Annotated in this window: 15 protein-coding genes, 1 other RNA gene and 1 other annotated feature; of the genes, 1 reads left to right on the top strand and 15 read right to left on the bottom strand. The window is 39.3% G+C overall.

Features of this window, described 5'->3' with window-relative positions:
- Positions 1-64 precede the first annotated feature (64 nt).
- The 8 genes from NST66_RS22320 to cymR form a co-directional block, all read right to left on the bottom strand.
- On the bottom strand, positions 65-1,126 hold the full coding sequence (locus tag NST66_RS22320; protein ID WP_028411681.1) for an AI-2E family transporter: 1,062 nt from the start codon (positions 1,124-1,126) through the stop codon (positions 65-67).
- Between the two features lie 113 nt (positions 1,127-1,239).
- Positions 1,240-1,374 carry a YrzQ family protein gene (locus NST66_RS22325; protein ID WP_013059291.1) on the bottom strand — a complete coding sequence of 45 codons (135 nt, stop codon included), beginning with the start codon at positions 1,372-1,374 and terminating at the stop codon, positions 1,240-1,242.
- A 25-nt stretch (positions 1,375-1,399) separates the two neighbouring features.
- The gene (locus tag NST66_RS22330) at positions 1,400-1,591 is read right to left on the bottom strand and encodes a hypothetical protein (protein WP_013059292.1); all 192 of its coding nucleotides are present in this window, start codon (positions 1,589-1,591) and stop codon (positions 1,400-1,402) included.
- A gap of 141 nt (positions 1,592-1,732) precedes the next feature.
- A complete protein-coding gene (gene recD2, locus NST66_RS22335) occupies positions 1,733-4,090 on the bottom strand; it encodes an SF1B family DNA helicase RecD2 (protein ID WP_033579666.1) in 2,358 nt (785 codons plus the stop codon).
- Positions 4,091-4,114: 24 nt separating this feature from the next.
- Entirely contained in the window at positions 4,115-4,774 is a 660-nt protein-coding gene (locus tag NST66_RS22340; protein ID WP_013085089.1) for a tetratricopeptide repeat protein, read from the bottom strand.
- Positions 4,775-4,931: 157 nt separating this feature from the next.
- Positions 4,932-6,044, bottom strand: a complete 1,113-nt coding sequence (mnmA, locus tag NST66_RS22345) for a tRNA 2-thiouridine(34) synthase MnmA (RefSeq protein WP_028411683.1) — start codon at positions 6,042-6,044, stop codon at positions 4,932-4,934.
- 106 nt (positions 6,045-6,150) lie between these two features.
- Positions 6,151-7,293, bottom strand: coding sequence for a cysteine desulfurase family protein (locus tag NST66_RS22350; protein ID WP_028411684.1), 1,143 nt, complete (start codon positions 7,291-7,293; stop codon positions 6,151-6,153).
- A gap of 23 nt (positions 7,294-7,316) precedes the next feature.
- Positions 7,317-7,733: a cysteine metabolism transcriptional regulator CymR gene (gene cymR / locus NST66_RS22355; RefSeq protein WP_013059297.1), complete on the bottom strand. Its 417-nt coding sequence runs from the start codon at positions 7,731-7,733 to the stop codon at positions 7,317-7,319.
- 226 nt (positions 7,734-7,959) lie between these two features.
- On the opposite strand from cymR, the gene NST66_RS22360 reads away from it, so the two are divergent.
- Positions 7,960-9,237, top strand: a complete 1,278-nt coding sequence (locus tag NST66_RS22360) for a replication-associated recombination protein A (RefSeq protein WP_033579665.1) — start codon at positions 7,960-7,962, stop codon at positions 9,235-9,237.
- A 46-nt stretch (positions 9,238-9,283) separates the two neighbouring features.
- On the opposite strand, the gene pstA is transcribed toward NST66_RS22360, so the two are convergent.
- The 7 genes from pstA to hisS form a co-directional block, all read right to left on the bottom strand.
- Positions 9,284-10,213: a phosphate ABC transporter permease PstA gene (gene pstA, locus NST66_RS22365; protein ID WP_340843698.1), complete on the bottom strand. Its 930-nt coding sequence runs from the start codon at positions 10,211-10,213 to the stop codon at positions 9,284-9,286.
- Positions 10,210-11,097, bottom strand: coding sequence for a phosphate ABC transporter permease subunit PstC (pstC, locus tag NST66_RS22370; RefSeq protein ID WP_013059300.1), 888 nt, complete (start codon positions 11,095-11,097; stop codon positions 10,210-10,212). Before pstC ends, pstA begins: the two co-directional genes overlap by 4 nt.
- A 124-nt stretch (positions 11,098-11,221) precedes the next feature.
- Positions 11,222-12,106 (bottom strand): phosphate ABC transporter substrate-binding protein PstS family protein, encoded by an 885-nt coding sequence (locus NST66_RS22375; protein WP_033579664.1) that lies wholly within the window; start codon positions 12,104-12,106, stop codon positions 11,222-11,224.
- A 422-nt stretch (positions 12,107-12,528) separates the two neighbouring features.
- Entirely contained in the window at positions 12,529-13,293 is a 765-nt protein-coding gene (locus NST66_RS22380; protein WP_028411687.1) for a tRNA threonylcarbamoyladenosine dehydratase, read from the bottom strand.
- 162 nt (positions 13,294-13,455) lie between these two features.
- Positions 13,456-13,637: non-coding RNA, 6S RNA (gene ssrS, locus NST66_RS22385), on the bottom strand.
- 119 nt (positions 13,638-13,756) lie between these two features.
- A complete protein-coding gene (gene aspS / locus NST66_RS22390; RefSeq protein ID WP_013059303.1) occupies positions 13,757-15,535 on the bottom strand; it encodes an aspartate--tRNA ligase in 1,779 nt (592 codons plus the stop codon).
- A gap of 12 nt (positions 15,536-15,547) precedes the next feature.
- Positions 15,548-16,816 carry a histidine--tRNA ligase gene (gene hisS / locus NST66_RS22395; RefSeq protein ID WP_028410586.1) on the bottom strand — a complete coding sequence of 423 codons (1,269 nt, stop codon included), beginning with the start codon at positions 16,814-16,816 and terminating at the stop codon, positions 15,548-15,550.
- 68 nt (positions 16,817-16,884) lie between these two features.
- Positions 16,885-17,117, bottom strand: a binding site (T-box leader).
- Between the last annotated feature and the right edge of the window lies 1 nt (position 17,118).

Raw genomic sequence — 17,118 nt, forward strand, 5'->3', positions numbered from 1 at the left:
TCATTGTGTTCAAAATATGTAGCGTTTTCTTATGGCGATATTATGACAAATTAACCGCTCTTTGTCAATGTTTGAGCGTATAAGAGCGAATATGCAAAATAGATATTTTAACGACTGCTAAAATTGGCACAGCCAAAATGAGACCCAATACTCCTCCAAACTCTCCTCCTAAAAGGAGCGCAAGCATGATAAACAAAGGATGAATATGAAGGCTCTTTCCTACGATAAGCGGAGACAGCACATTTCCTTCTAGAAACTGCAGCACAAAGATAATAATGACAATGGTAATAACCAACTTTATCGAGATAGTTGCTGCAATAATAGCTGCTGGAACCGCACCAATAATCGGGCCAAAATACGGAATGATATTCGTTACGCCAATAATAAAGCCTAAAAGAAGTGCATAAGGTACATGAAAGAACCAAAGTGCTGCTGTGGCAATCACACCAATAATGAGACAAACAAAAAATTGTCCTCTAATATAATTGCCAAGCGATTCATTCACATCCGATAAAAAACGTTCGCCTGGTTTGTGCCACTTTTTAGGTGTGACATAAGCTGTTGCTTTCTTAATAGAGGAAAAATCCTTCAGCATATAAAAAACAATAAATGGAATAATGATTAAAATCAAAAAAGAGGTAATCAATGATTTTAATCCTTCCGCCACTTTTGTAAGCCACACGTTGAGCGTAGCCTCTACATCATCAATGCTGCCTTCAATTTTCTCATGTACACCGTTTGGAAGTGAAGTTGTACGATCATGAATCGATTCTACCCAATGTCTATATGTATTCGTAAAATGAGGCAGCTGTTCATTTAAATCTTTTACTTGTTCCACAAAAATAGGATACGACTTATAGGCTCCGAACCCGATTCCTCCAAAAAAGATAATGTAGATCAGTAAAATAGCTAGAGGACGAGGCACGCCTTTATCATGCGTTTTTTCAATAAGCGGATGAAGTAAATATGTAATGAATGCTGCAATAAAAAAAGGCAGCAGTGCTTTTAAAAACATGTAAATAACAGGCAGCCATAAAAACTGGACTTTAAAAAAGACTAATACGCACAGCAGTGCTAATAACAGCAGTCCGAATCTATAGAACCATTTGAATGAACTATCTTTCAACGTAAACTCCTCCTCCCTTCTATTTTTTGATAAAGAAAGGAGTTTATACATGCAGTTGTATCTTCTGCCTGCAAAAAAGCACTATTGCAGCTCAGTGCAATAGTGCTTTTTTATTAGTGAATAGCTTTCATCATACGTTTACGCATTTTTTTCATATTTCTTTTTGTAAACATCTCTCGATCATCTGCCATTTTAAATGCATAAGCTCCAAGACCGAAAGCGACTACTGACGGAATGATTCTGCCCATTGCTCTTCCTCCCGGTAAAAAAGAATTAGAAATTGATTGTGCGCTCGTCATCTGAGAACAAATCATCAAGCGAGCTCAATGTTCCATCTTCTTCTACTTGGTGAGTATTAATTTGTCCTTTTGAAATAGTCATTTCAATAAAACAATTCCAGCAGTAATACTGATTTACACCAATTTTGCCAACGTCAATACTTTTACAGTTTGGACATTTAAACAAAGTCGACACCTCTTTATACGTTCTACTTATATAAACGCATTATGTCCACTTTTTTTCACGCCCATACTTTATTTTCTGACAATTAGCAAAGAAGGATGGCAACAAAGGAGTTTATTTAACTCTTTGTTAGCATGCGAAAGGTTACATGAAATCATACGGCGTAACGTTTTCCATCCCAATATTTGCATCTTTCATAAATGGAATTTCGGGATCTTCTATGTCGTTATCCAAGCTTTCTCGAAGCAGGGGCTGTAAATTCGTTTGTCGAACGCTGTCTTCATTCCGGCTGACTCCAAGCTGAAACGCTTCGTCTTCGCCGCATAAAATTAAAAACTGTTTACTTCGCGTAACGGCCGTATAAAGTAAATTGCGTCGCAGCATTCGGTAATAGCTTTTGACAATTGGAAGCACAACAATGGGAAATTCACTTCCCTGCGATTTATGAATGGAACAGCAGTATGCATGAGTTATTTGATTAAAGTCTTGCTTTGTATAAGTTACTTCGTTTCCTTCATATGAAATAACCAGCATATCCTGTTTTTCCGTATTTTCTTTGGCAAAGAAAACTGAGACGATTTCTCCCATATCTCCGTTAAATACGTTGCTATCCGGCTGATTTACAAGCTGCAGCACTTTATCTCCGACTCGGTACGTAATATCTCCGTGCTTAAGCTCTCTTCTTTGCTCAGAAGCCGGGTTAAATAATTCCTGAAGAACTTCATTCAGTTTATCAATCCCTGCAGGACCTTTATACATAGGAGCTAGAACTTGAATATCTTTAGCCGTATAGCCTTTTTTTAACGCATTCCCGCAAACTTGTTGCACGACATTCGTGATGTGCTGTCCTTGACAGCGAATAAAGGAACGATCTCCTTGCTGCCTCGATAAGTCTTCCGGAAGCTTTCCTTTTTTTATTTCATGAGCCAAATCAATAATCGACGACCCTTCCGCTTGCCGGTATACATCTGTCAGACGGACGGTAGGAACTACTTCTGAACTCAGTAAATCTTTTAACACCTGTCCCGGACCTACTGAAGGAAGCTGGTCTTCGTCTCCAACTAAAATAACCTGTAAATTAGCAGGAAGAGACTTAAACAGCTGATGAGCAAGCCACAAATCTACCATCGATACTTCATCCACAATCAATAATTTTCCGTCAATTGGATTCTCCTCATTATGGTCAAATCCTTCTTGTCCGTTCCATTTTAATAATCTGTGAATCGTAACTGCCGGAAGTCCGGTCGCTTCGCTCATTCGTTTAGCAGCGCGTCCAGTAGGTGCCACAAGTAAAACAGGAAAAGCTTCATCTTTTTTATAATCCCCTGGATTTAACGAACATCCGTGAAGTTCTGCATAGAGTTCGACTATTCCTTTAATAACCGTTGTTTTCCCTGTACCTGGTCCACCTGTTAAAAGAAGCATTGGAGACATTAAAGCAGTTTGTATGCCCTTGCGCTGAGACGGTGCATATTGCACGTCTAATCGCTCTTCTAGTTCACCTAAAGCTAGTAAAAATTCTGATTCTGGAAACTGCTCTTCGTATTGCGTTTGGGCCATAATTTTTTGAATAGCTTTAACCAGCCCTTTTTCAGCATAGAAAAGGGGAGGAAAATAAATTTTTTCGTCTTGAATGATAAGCTTTTTGTCTGCTTTTAATGCGTCCACTTCTCTTGTAAGATCCATTTCAGACAGATTCTCATGCCTGCTTTTTCGAAGAAGCTCTGCTGTTTTTCCATACAGCTGATCTGCCGTGACGTATACATGTCCCATTTGATTACATTCTTGCTCAATGACGTATAAAATACCTGCACGCAAACGATCAGGATGGTTGGTTGCCATACCAAGCCTCTTTCCAAGTTCATCGGCCCTGCTAAAACCAATACCTTGAATATCTTCTACGAGCTGATAAGGATTATTTTGAACAATTTCAAGCGCTTCTTGTTTGTACGCTTGGAAAATCTTCATCGAAAGCTGCGGTCCAAACCCGAGGTCTGTCAGCTTTACCATTACTTCTTCTAACCCTTGATGTTCACGAAGCTGCGTTACTAAAGCCTCTGCCTTGTCGGCTGAAAGCCTCGGAACCTCTTTTAGCACGGACTCATTTTGCAAAATACGAAAAATAGCGCGTTCTCCTAGGGCGTCCACAATATTTTCAGCGGTTTTTTTACCGATTCCGTGAAATAAATCGCTTGATAGGTACTGAACAACCCCTTGCCTTGATTGCGGAAGTTCTTTTTTAAACTGCTCAACATGAAATTGCAGACCAAACTTTGGATGCTCTTTGAAGTCCCCGTAAAATGTGTATACTTCATCTTCATTAAGCTTAGGAAAATAGCCTGTAACGACCGTTTCTTTATCTTCAATCTCTAAATTTGTTTTTTTGATCCGTATCCGCGTAACGTTATATAAGTTTTCTTCGTTATGAAAAACCGTTACAATTGACGTGCCGCTTATATAATGACGTTCTGGCTGTGAAGGGTTCACTAGTTCTTCGTTCATGTTATCCTTCCTTTACCCGCTTTCTTAATGTTCTAATGTAGACAGAACTTGTTTAGCATTTGCTGCCATTACGTGATCTGGCTGCACGTTTAAAGCTTCATCTAACATCTCAATTGCTTTGTCCTTATCATCTTTCATGGCATACGCTACGCCCAAATTATAGAAAGCATCGGCATGTTCTGGCTCTTGATTTACTACCTTAAGAAATTCAGCAATCGCTTCATCTACCATTTCGAGCTGTGCTAAACAAAGACCGTACTGAAATTTTGCTTCTACATCATGTTCGTTTAGTTCTACCGCTCGCTGCAGATAAGGCATCGCAAAACGAATTTCTTCCATATGAAACAGCGTTAAACCAAGCATAAAGTAGGCATCGGATGAATCTAAGCCTTTTTTGATTGCTAAATCAAAGTAGTGCTTTGCCTGCTCAAGCTGCTCTGCATTAAAATAAATATTTCCTGCTCCGTAATACGCTGTTGCCGTTTCTTCATCTAATTCAATCGCACGTTCATAAAATTTCAAAGCACGATCCATCTCACTAACAGCCGCTAACAAATTGCCAAAATTCACATACACAATTGGATCTTTTGGATTATCTTCAATTGCTTCTGAAAATGTTTTAGCAGCCTCTTCAAATTTCCCTTCCTGCATATACTGAATTCCTAGCTGATTTTTATCTGTCATTTTTTCGTTCACTCCACTGTTTTAGTTATGATTTAAAAGATTTTCACATCATGAAAATCTAGAATATGTAAGTTATTAGTTTACCCAATAAGTAAAGTATATCATAGAAAAACCTCAGCTATATACAGCTGAGGTTTTTCGTTCTTGCTTATATAAATTATACGTACCAAATTTGCTCTTCTTCTTGAAATACTTTGTCAATAGTTGCTCCGCCAAGACATTCGTCATCTTTGTAAAACACAACTGCTTGACCTGGCGTAATTGCCCGCACGGGTTCAGCAAAAATAACTTTAATTGTATCATCATCGACTTTCTCAACGGTTACTGCTGAATCGGTTTGACGATAGCGGAATTTTGCTGTGCACGTCATTGGTGACGACCAGTCACGGTCGCTTACCCAGCTGACATTTGTTGCTGTAAGAGATGTAGAATAAAGCAGCTCATTGTGAAAGCCTTGATCGACGTATAAAACGTTTTTTTCTAAATCTTTTCCAACTACAAACCAAGGTTCGCCGCTGCCTCCGATACCCAAACCATGGCGTTGACCAATCGTGTAGTACATAAGGCCGTCATGCTTGCCTTTCACTTCGCCGTCAAGCGTTTGCATCACACCTGGCTGAGCAGGAAGATACTGACTTAAAAATTCCTTGAAGTTGCGTTCGCCAATAAAGCAAATACCTGTGCTGTCTTTTTTCGTTGCTGTAGCAAGGCCTGCTTCTTTTGCAATTTCACGCACTTTTGATTTCTCAATTTCTCCAATTGGGAACATTACTTTTGAAAGCTGATCTTGTCCTAATTGATTTAAGAAATACGTTTGATCTTTATTTCCATCTACGCCTCGAAGCATTTTATACTCCCCGTCACGATACGCAACGCGTGCATAATGTCCTGTCGCTAGATAGTCTGCTCCTAGCGTCATTGCATGCTCCAAAAAGGCTTTGAATTTAATTTCTTTATTACACATTACATCAGGATTCGGTGTACGACCTGCTTTATATTCATCTAAAAAGTAGGTAAATACTTTATCCCAATATTGTTTCTCAAAGTTGACTGCATAGTAGGGAATACCAATTTGATTACATACGCGAATAACATCGTTATAATCTTCAGTCGCAGTACAAACGCCGTTTTCATCCGTATCGTCCCAGTTTTTCATAAAGATTCCGATCACATCGTATCCTTGTTGTTTTAATAAAAGAGCTGCTACAGATGAATCAACGCCTCCGCTCATTCCGACTACTACACGTGTATCTTTAGGTGATTTTGTCAACTTCGCCACCTCCGTTTTCTTCATTTTAATTAAATTGTTCGCTAAAAAGCGAAAGAAACGACACAAACCATCAGTGAGGGATGAAGACCCTACTGATGGCTGCTATTTACATCGTTAGTCGCTTAACGATGTTTGCTGTTTGACGTGCGGTTTTTTCAATTTGCTCAGCAGAGTTTCCTAGGCCAAAGCTAAATCGAATAGAAGTTGTTAAACGCTCAGACCCTTTTCCAAACATAGCAACAAGCACATGAGAAGGATCGATTGCTCCCGCTGTGCAAGCTGAACCGCTCGATGCCGCAATTCCTGCTAAGTCTAAATTTACGAGCATCGATTCAACATTTGTTTTTGGAAATGATAAATTTAACACATGTGGCAGAGCATTTTCAAGATGTCCGTTAATTTCAAATGAAATACCTTCTTCTTTCAACACAGCTACCATTATTTCTTTGTATCTTCTATATTCATCTGCACGTGTTTGCAGCGTTTGTTGCGAAATTTTCACAGCTTCTTCAAACCCGACGATACTTGTCATGTTCTCAGTTCCAGCTCGTCGTTTGCGCTCTTGTTCTCCTCCAAATAGCAAAGGAGACAGTGAAACGTGAGCAGCTGCATATAAAAAGCCCATCCCTTTTGGTCCGTTAATTTTATGAGCCGAAACGGATAAAAGATCGACACCTAATTGTTGCACATTTAACGGAATTAATCCATAAGCTTGCACTGCATCCGTGTGGAAATATGCTCCATGCTCTTTTAATAGAACTCCAATTTCTCCAATTGGCTGAATAGCACCTACTTCATTATTTCCAAACATCACCGACACAAGAATTGTTTGATCCGTTAGGGCTGATTTTATTTCATCCACAGATACTTGTCCGTACTCATTAACTGGTAGGTAAGTCACTTCAAAGCCCTGTGTTTCTAAATATTCACACGTATGAAGCACAGCGTGGTGTTCAATTTGCGTGGTAATAATATGATTTCCTTTATGGCGGTTTGCAAGAGCGACTCCGATCAGTGCCATATTATCTGCTTCTGTCCCACCACTTGTAAAAATCAGTTCATTTTCGTGTGCTCCAATACTTGCTGCAATCGTTTGGCGAGCTTCGTCTAAATAGCGTCGACTTTCCCGCCCGTAGTGATGAATACTAGACGGATTTCCAAAGTACTCATGCATAAAAGTCGTCATTTTCTCAACGACTGCTGGATGTATTGGAGACGTTGCTGCATGATCAACATAAATACGTTCCAAAATAAACGCCTCCTAGCTCATTATTAAATATAAAACATATAAGACGCTTGATCATCATCAGAATGATTTGCTAAATCTTCAAGCGTTGTACTATCTAGCACTTCTTTAACTGCATCTCGAATACGAATCCACAGCTCGCGTTTTGCAGGCTCTTCATCTTCAATTCCTTCTACAGGACTAATAGGACCTTCTAAAACGGAAATAATATCGCCAGAAGTAATGTTAGCAGGTTCATGTGCCAAGATGTAACCTCCATAAGCTCCGCGCACGCTTTTTACAAGCCCAGCGTTACGCAGCGGTGAAATAAGCTGTTCTAAATAATGTTCAGATAAATCATGCGTTTGAGCAATAGTTTTAAGCGAGATAGGACCTTCTCCAAAGCGCTTCGCAAGCTCAATCATAATCGTTAAACCGTAGCGTCCTTTTGTTGAAATTTTCATACGATACACTCCTTCAATACACTTTTTTTATTTATGAAAAAAATAAGACCCTCACGTTGTCACTGAATGCTGTGATGAGTCGTTTTTTACTAAGCTATATGAACTTCTCTATACGCGTTTCTTGCAAATGTAACTGTTGATATTATAACATACTATGCCTATAAGATAAATTTCCACCACCTATTCACCTCTTGTGATACAGTGAAAGAAAAGAAAGGAGAAAAACATGTCTACAAAACCTCTCGCATTTCGAATGCGTCCGACTCATTTAGATGACGTTATCGGGCAGCAGCATTTAGTTGGCAAAGATAAAATGATTTATCGAATGGTAAAAGCAAATCACTTAAGCTCGATGATTTTATATGGGCCTCCAGGCGTCGGGAAAACAACAATTGCCACAGCTATTGCAAAAACAACCAACACGGCGTTTCGTCAGTTAAATGCCGTTGTAAACAATAAAAAAGATATGGAAATTGTCGCCGAAGAGGCCAAAATGTCAGGCAAAGTAATTCTTCTGCTAGATGAAGTTCATCGCCTTGACAAAGCCAAGCAAGACTTTTTGCTTCCTTATTTAGAAAACGGCATGATCATTCTAATCGGAGCGACAACAAGCAATCCTTATCACGCGATTAATCCTGCTATTCGAAGCAGATGCCAAATCTTCGAATTAAAATCTCTTACGCCAGATGATATCAAAATGGCGCTAACAAGAGCACTCAACGACTCATCCAATGGATTTGGGGATAGAAAAATTGTCGTAGAAGATGACGCCATGAACCACTTTGCCAACAGCTGTAACGGTGACGTGCGCTCGGCTTTGAATGCTCTGGAACTAGCTGTTTTATCAACAAGTGAAAGCGATGGTAAAATCGTTATTACCTTACAAACGGCAGAAGAATGTCTGCAGCAAAAGTATTTTTCACATGATAAAAATGGTGACGCTCACTATGATGTATTATCGGCTTTTCAAAAATCGATTCGCGGGAGCGACGTAAATGCCGCTCTTCATTATTTGGGACGGCTAATTGAAGCAGGAGACTTGATCAGCATCAATCGTCGCCTTTTAGTCATTGCCTATGAAGACATTGGACTAGCTGATCCGGATGCCGGCATGAGGACACTAGCAGCTATTCAAGCAACTGAGCGATTAGGACTTCCAGAAGCACGCATCCCGCTTGCAAACGCCGTTATTGAGCTTTGCCTATCACCGAAGTCCAACGCTGCTTACAAAGCATTAGATGAAGCGATAAGTGATATTAAAAAAGGGTTGTCCGGCGACGTTCCCATTCATTTGAAGGATGCTCATTACAAAGGAGCAGAGAACCTTGGACGAGGCGTTGAATATCAATACCCGCATGATTTTGATAACGGATGGGTCCTTCAACAGTATTTACCGGATCGCATCAAAAACAAACAATATTTTCATCCTAAACAAAATGGACAAGAAAAATACTTTTCAAAAGTTTTCAATCGTTTAGAGACATTAAAAAAAGAAAATGGCTGAAACTGTTGCTCAGTTTCAAAGCCATTTTCTTTTTTGTCTTTATCTATTAAGCTGCACTTTTAACGTCTTTTCGTTTTTTCGTTTTTGTTGAACCTTTAAAGTAGCTGTCTAAAAGTTTTGCTACTAAACGAGCGATGATATTAAACAACAGAACCATAATGATTAGAATAGCAGCTGACTTTGTTGCAATCAATCTCGCATCAGGTACAATTCCTTCAGAGTTTAATTTCCAAATGTGGACGGCAAGCGTCTCCACTGGTCGAAAAATATTAAACGGGTTTACAGGACTCGTTAAGTCGGCATTTGAATTTAACATCGGCGTCGTTAAGCCAGCTGTATAAATCAGCGCAGCTGCCTCTCCAAAGATTCGTCCCGCTGTTAAAATAACGCCCGTGATAATTTGTTGAATCGCTGATGGAATCACTACTTTGACAATTGTTTGCCATTTAGTCGCACCCAAGCCTAAACTCGCTTCTTTTACACTCGCAGGAACAGATGCAATCGCACTTTCACATACGCGCGTTAAACCCGGTAAATTTAAAATTGTAATCACAAGTGCTCCGCCGATAAGCGTATAGCCCCAGCCTGAAAATGTGACGAAAATTAATAATCCAAATAAACCAACTACAATGGACGGTAATGACGCCATTGTCTCAATACATAAGCGGACGAAATTTAGGAAACGACCTTGCTTCGCGTACTCCGCTAAGTAAATTCCGGCTCCTAAACCAAGAGGAATAGAAATGATCAGCGTTAAAACAAGCATGTAAAACGAGTTAAACAGCTGCGGTCCAATACCGCCACCTGCCATCGTATTGCTTGGCTTTCCAAATAAAAAGTTCGGATCCCAAAATCCCCAGCCCTTGGCGATAATTTCAACAACTAAATACACTAATAGCGCCACAACTAGAGCGGCAATGCCATAAAAAATACCTGTCCATATATTATTTACTGTGCGTGCATTTTTGTTTCTCATTGATGAGCACCTCGTTTCCCAATTGCTCGGATAATTAAAATGAACACGAAAGAAATAAGCAGTAAAATCATGGCTAACGTCCACAATGCGTTATTCCATGCCGTTCCGTTTAACGTATTAGACATATCCATTGTTAAAATACCTGTTAATGTTGCCGTTGGGCTGTATAAGCTTTCAGGAAGCTTAACCGTATTTCCGATAACCATTTGCACAGCTAGCGCTTCTCCGAATGCACGGGCAAGCCCTAACACGATACCTGTTAAAATACCTGTTTTAGCAGATGGAATAATAACTCGGCTAATTGCCTGCCATCTTGTTGAACCTAGTCCATAAGAAGCTTCTAAATATTCAGGTGCTACGCTTCGAATTGCATCGTCAGCAATACTTGCAATTGTCGGAAGAATCATGACGCTTAAGACAATAATTCCGGCAATCAAACTAAAGCCCACTCCGCCGAAGTTATCGCGAAGAAGCGGCACTAAAATGGTAACCCCTAAAAGGCCGTATACCACTGAAGGAACTCCGACTAAAAGCTCTAAAACCGGTCGTAAAACCGTTGACCCAAATTTAGGCGAAATATAGTTGTTAAAAATGGCAATAGCAATTCCAATTGGAGCACTTATAATAACGGCTCCGATTGATACAAGCATTGAACCCAGAATAAACACAAGTGCCCCGTATTCTTTATTGTTTGGGCTCCATTTTGTTGAAGTCAACATTTCACCGATTGATATATTGCTTTGTAAAAATGACTGTATGCCTTTTTCACAAATAAATACGATAATAGCTAACGTAACAAGTACAATTAAAATACCGCAAAATGTAGAAAGCGTACGGCCAATGTATTCGCTTTTTACATAATTAATGGATTTTTTCCCCTTCATCGCTCTGTCTCCTTACATATTCAGTATATATTCGCTTTTCTTTTTATTTGCTATATACTTTATTAACATTCAAATAGAATAAGACTGACTGTGTTAGTCAGCCCTATTCTTTTTAAAAACACTTTTATTTTTTGAATTCAGTCATTGGGATATAGCCCATATCTTCTACTTGCTTAGCAAAGTCTTTACCAGATACATAATCAATGTACTCTTTTGCACCATCTTTTGGCTCACCGTTTGTAATCATGTACTCATAAGACCAGAACGGATATTTTTTAGAAACAATATTTTCTGTTGTTGGCTCCACACCATCAATATTAAGCATTTTTAAACTTTCTTTTTTATCGCCAATTAAATACGACATAGCAAGGTAACTTACTGCTCCTGGAGTTGAGTTTACTGATTGCTCAACCGCTCCGTTTGAATCTTGAGCTGTACCAACGCTGTCATTTACTTTTGCGTCACCCATTAATGTTTTCTCAAATGTAGCACGTGTACCAGATGATGCTGGACGGTTGATTACGTTAATTTTTTCGTCGTTTCCGCCAACTTCTTTCCAGTTTTTAATTTCACCAGAGAAAATCTTTTGAATTTGCTCTTTTGTTAACGATTCTACTTTTACATCTTTATTTACAACAAGTGCGAACCCAATGCCCGCTACTTTCGTATCGACAAGTTTATCTGCTTTTGATTTATCTTCGATTTTATCGGCTGCTGGAACGTCAGAGTTTCCAATGTCAACTGCTCCTGATGCTACTTGGTTAACACCAGTTCCACTACCTCCACCTTGTACCGTTACTGAAAGGTTTGGATATTTTTCCGTAATTCCATTCGCTGCTTCTTCTGCAAGTGGTTGTAAAGCTGTAGATCCCGCCGCTGTTAACGTACCTGACACTTCTTCTTTGCTGCCCGAACCACTGTCGTTGCTTGCTCCGTCTTTACCACATGCTGCTAGTGCTCCTACCATTAAAAAAGCTGCTAATGTTACTTTAAAACCCTTCGTTTTCATTACATTACCCTCCAATAAATATATGTGTAATTAGTACTAGTCCTTTGTACTCGAACAACAGGTACAAGACACATTATACGAGTAGATTGTTGTCTTTATATGAAGTGAATTTTAAGTTACTGTAAACTTACTTATTTGGGGTTTATTTTTTCTTATTTCTATCAAAACCCTTGATATATAAGACTTTCTGAATATTACTGTAGAAGATACAACAGAAAGAAAGCCAAAACGTAAATTTTATGTAAATAAAGCGTTAAATAAATTTACATAAATCTCTTTTTTTACTACAGTGTAAATTCACCATCAAGCCATATTTTTCAATTTATTAGTACTTTTTATACATATCAAACAGAAGATTCCATCCAAAGCATAAATAGAACAGATATTTCCATAAAAAAAAGAAGGCTGCGATAGCCTTCTTTTTATTGATCACCTACGCGGCGAATCTTAATATTACTTAATAATTCATTGATAACATGACCGCCCATAATTAATCCCGCTACAGATGGAACAAAAGCATTAGAAGATGGGGGCATTTTCGCTTTTCGAATTTGCGCTTGATCGTTTCCTACTTCTTTGCGAACTTCTTCGCGAATAACGATTGGACGTTCATCAGAAAAAACGACGTTAATTCCTTTGCGAATTCCTTCTTTACGCAGACGAGTACGAACCACTTTTGCAATCGGATCTGTATGCGTCTTTGAAATGTCTGCAATTTTAAAACGTGTTGGATCCATTTTATTCGCAGCACCCATACTTGAAATAATCGGAATATCACGTTTTAAACATTCTTTCATTAAATGAATTTTATACGAAATCGTATCGGATGCATCCACTACAAAGTCCGGTTTGTAACTAAAGAACTCTTCATACGTTTCTTCCGTATAAAACATTTGAAGAGAAACGACGTCACAGTCTGGGTTAATATCCAAAATACGCTGTTTCATTAATTCTGTCTTGGGCTGACCTACCGTCGAAAGCAGCGCATGAATTTGACGATTTACGTTTGTAATATCAACATCGTCTTTATCTACAAGAATTAAACGACCTACTCCTGACCGAGCCAAAGCCTCAGCAGAAAACGACCCTACTCCTCCTATCCCTAAAATAGCAACCGTGCTGCCTTTTAAAGTAGCTAACCCTTCTTTTCCTATCGCCAGTTCATTACGCGAAAACTGATGCAACATGTTAAAACACTCCTCTATTAAATACACCAACGTGTATGATTAATTCAAATAAACAACGAAATTGACTATACCATATTTTTAGCAAAACGAACATGAGCATTCGTTATTTCTCCATAAAAAAACTCTATGCAAATCATTACATAGAGGATTTCTTATATGTATGCTAGTCCCGATCGTGCTGTCTCGAGTGCCTTCGTTTTGAACCCGCTCTCGGCAGGTGGGTGCTCTGCTTTAACCATTGTAAGTCCTCAAGATGAGGCATGTACGCTCGTTAAAAACTCCGAGCTCCCAAGCAAAAAATTGTTCGGTCAAAACTGGATTAAGGACGAACACATCAGGACTATTTAGTTCTTGAAAGTATCTTATCACAGAAAAAATCACTTTGCAATTAATAAGTAAAACAAAAAAAATCGAGCCTGTCGTGCTCCAGTGACAGGCTCGATTTAACAGATGGTTTAATCGATTACGCTTCTGTTTTTTGCTTTTTTACCTGCAAATGCAGCTCGTCTAATTGCGCTTCACTTACTTCACCAGGTGCGTTTGTTAATAGACAGCTTGCACTTGCTGTTTTAGGGAAGGCAATTGTATCGCGCAAGTTTGTACGTCCTGCTAAAAGCATAACCAAACGGTCAAGACCTAACGCAATTCCGCCGTGAGGAGGAGTACCGTATTCAAATGCTTCAAGTAAGAAACCGAACTGCTCATATGCTTCTTCTAATGTAAATCCAAGCGTTTTAAACATTTTTTCTTGAATATCACGCTCATAAATACGTAAAGATCCTCCGCCAAGTTCGTAACCATTCAACACTAAGTCATATGCTTGTGCACGGACTTGTCCAGGATCGCTTTCTAACATTGGTAAATCTTCACGAACTGGCATTGTGAATGGATGATGAGCCGCGTAGTAACGGTTGTCTTCTTCGTCATGCTCAAGAAGAGGCCAATCTGTTACCCATAGGAAGTTAAATTTCGTTTCATCAATAATCCCTTGTTCTTTTGCAAGCTTTAGACGAAGAGCGCCAAGTGCATCTGCTACAACTGACTTTTTATCAGCTACAAATAAAAGTAAATCTCCTTCTTCCGTTTGAAGAGCTTCAGCAAATTGCTTTTGCTCATCTTCGTTGAAGAATTTTGCAATAGGTCCTTTTAAGCCGTCTGCTTCAACTTTCAGCCATGCTAACCCTTTAGCACCGTAAATTTTCACGAACTCTGTTAAAGCATCGATATCTTTACGTGAATAGCTAGAAGCGGCACCTTTTACGTTAATCGCTTTTACTTCTCCGCCGTTTTCAACTGCTGCGCTAAATACTTTAAACCCGCAGTCTTTCACAAGCTCTGATAAGTTGACTAGCTCCATTTCAAAACGTGTATCCGGCTTATCTGAACCATAGCGGCTCATCGCTTCATCATATGACATGCGCGGGAAAGGCGTCGTTACATCTAAATCTTTTACGCGCTTCATTACTTTAGACATCATTTCTTCCGTCATTGTCATGATGTCCTCTTGAGATAAAAATGATGTTTCAATATCGATTTGAGTAAATTCAGGCTGACGATCTGCACGCAAGTCCTCATCGCGGAAGCAGCGAGCAATTTGATAATAACGCTCAACTCCGCTTACCATTAACAGCTGCTTAAAGATTTGCGGTGATTGAGGAAGAGCATAAAACTCACCTTCGTGTACGCGGCTCGGCACAAGATAATCACGTGCACCTTCTGGCGTGCTTTTTGTTAAAATAGGTGTTTCAACATCTAAAAAGTCATTTTGATCTAAGAAGTCGCGAATTGTTTTTGTAATGTCATTGCGCATTTTAAGCGTGTTAAACATTTCAGAACGTCGAAGATCTAAATAACGATATTTTAATCGAACATCTTCTGATACTTCCGTTTGATCCGCAATGGCAAAAGGAGGTGTTTTGGCTTTATTCAACACCGTAATTTGCTCAGCGTGAACTTCAATTTTACCTGTTTTTAAGTTCGGGTTAACGGTTCCCTCTTCACGAGCTACAACAGTTCCCTGCACTTCCAGTACGAATTCATTACGTACATCTTCAGCAATTTTTAGCGCTTCAGCAGATTTTTCAGGATTAAATACAACTTGCACAACTCCGCCGCGGTCGCGTAAATCAATAAAAATTAATCCGCCTAAATCACGGCGCTTTTGAACCCATCCTTTTAATAGAACTGTTTCGCCAGTTGCTTGTTCTGTTACATCTCCACAGTAGTATGAACGTTTTGTCATCATGGTTCCCCCTTATACTTGTTCCTGCAAATAGCTAACCAATTGATCAATTGATACTTCTTGCTGTTCGCCAGATTCCATATTCTTTACGTTTACAACTTGTTTTGCTAGCTCATCTTCACCTAGAACAACAACAAATTTTGCTTGTACACGATCGGCTGCTTTGAACTGAGCTTTCATTTTTTTATCTTGATAATCTTTATCTGCTACAAAACCTGCACGTCGAAGCGTATTTACAATTGAAACAGATTTTTCTTTCGCCTCATCGCCCATTGTCACTACATAGCAATCTACGCCAGTTTCTACCGGAAGCTCAATTCCTTCTGCTTCCAATGCAGATAATAAGCGTTCAATGCTTAAAGCGAATCCGATACCTGGTGTTTCAGGTCCGCCGATTTCTTGAATCAGCCCATTATAACGGCCTCCGCCGCAAAGAGTTGTAATGGCGCCAAATCCTTCTGCTTCACTCATTAGTTCAAATGCTGTGTGATTATAATAATCTAACCCGCGTACTAGCGTCGGATCTACAACATAGTCAATGTCTAAATCGGTTAAGTACTGCTGTACTTTTTCAAAATATTCTTTTGAATAGTCGTTTAAATAATCAAGAATAGACGGCGCTGTAGCCATCAGTTCATGGTCACGATCTTTTTTACAATCTAAAATACGAAGAGGATTTTTCTCCAATCGGCTTTGACAGTCGCTGCAAAACTCTCCGATGCGAGGTGCAAAGTGATCGATAAGTGCTTGACGGTGAGCTTGACGACTTTCTGTATCTCCTAAACTGTTAACAACCAGCTTTAATTTTTTTAATCCAAGCGATTGGTAAAAGCTCATTAACAGGGCAAGAACTTCAGCGTCGATAGCTGGATCATTTACCCCTAATGCTTCTACGCCAAACTGAACGAATTGACGGAAACGTCCCGCTTGAGGGCGTTCATAACGAAACATAGGACCGATATAAAACAGCTTTGTTGGCTGCGTTGGATTTCCAAACATTTTATTTGAAACAAATGATCGTCCAACTGCAGCTGTTCCTTCTGGACGAAGTGTTAAGCTGCGGTCGCCTCGATCCTTAAATGTGTACATTTCTTTTTGCACGATATCCGTTGTTTCTCCCACTCCGCGCAAAAATAATTCAGTGTGTTCAAACATTGGTGTACGAATTTCTTGGTAGTTGAACGCACGGCAGATTTCTCTTGCTCGCTGTTCAACAAACTGCCAATATTCTACTTTGCCCGGTAAAATATCTTGTGTGCCTCTAGGTATTTGAACTGACATAACGTGATATGCCTCCTATATTTAAAATTTACAATACAAAAAAACTCTCGCCTCTACTATTTTTCCATAGTAGGGACGAGAGTTAATCTCACGTGGTACCACCCTAATTGAAACATATGACATGTTTCCACTCATTTCGTTAACGCACGAACACGTTCATCTCCTACTAAGTTTCCCTTTTCAGAGTGAAGCCTCCTGAGTGTTCTTTCATAAAGTCATCATGTAGAAATGCTTTCAGCCTAAGACATTTCCTCTCTAGCCATGTGTCATCTTTACTACTTTTCTCGATCTTTGGCTTATCA

This window comes from Priestia sp. FSL W8-0524, from assembly GCF_038005965.1.
Lineage (GTDB): Bacteria > Bacillota > Bacilli > Bacillales > Bacillaceae_H > Priestia > Priestia zanthoxyli.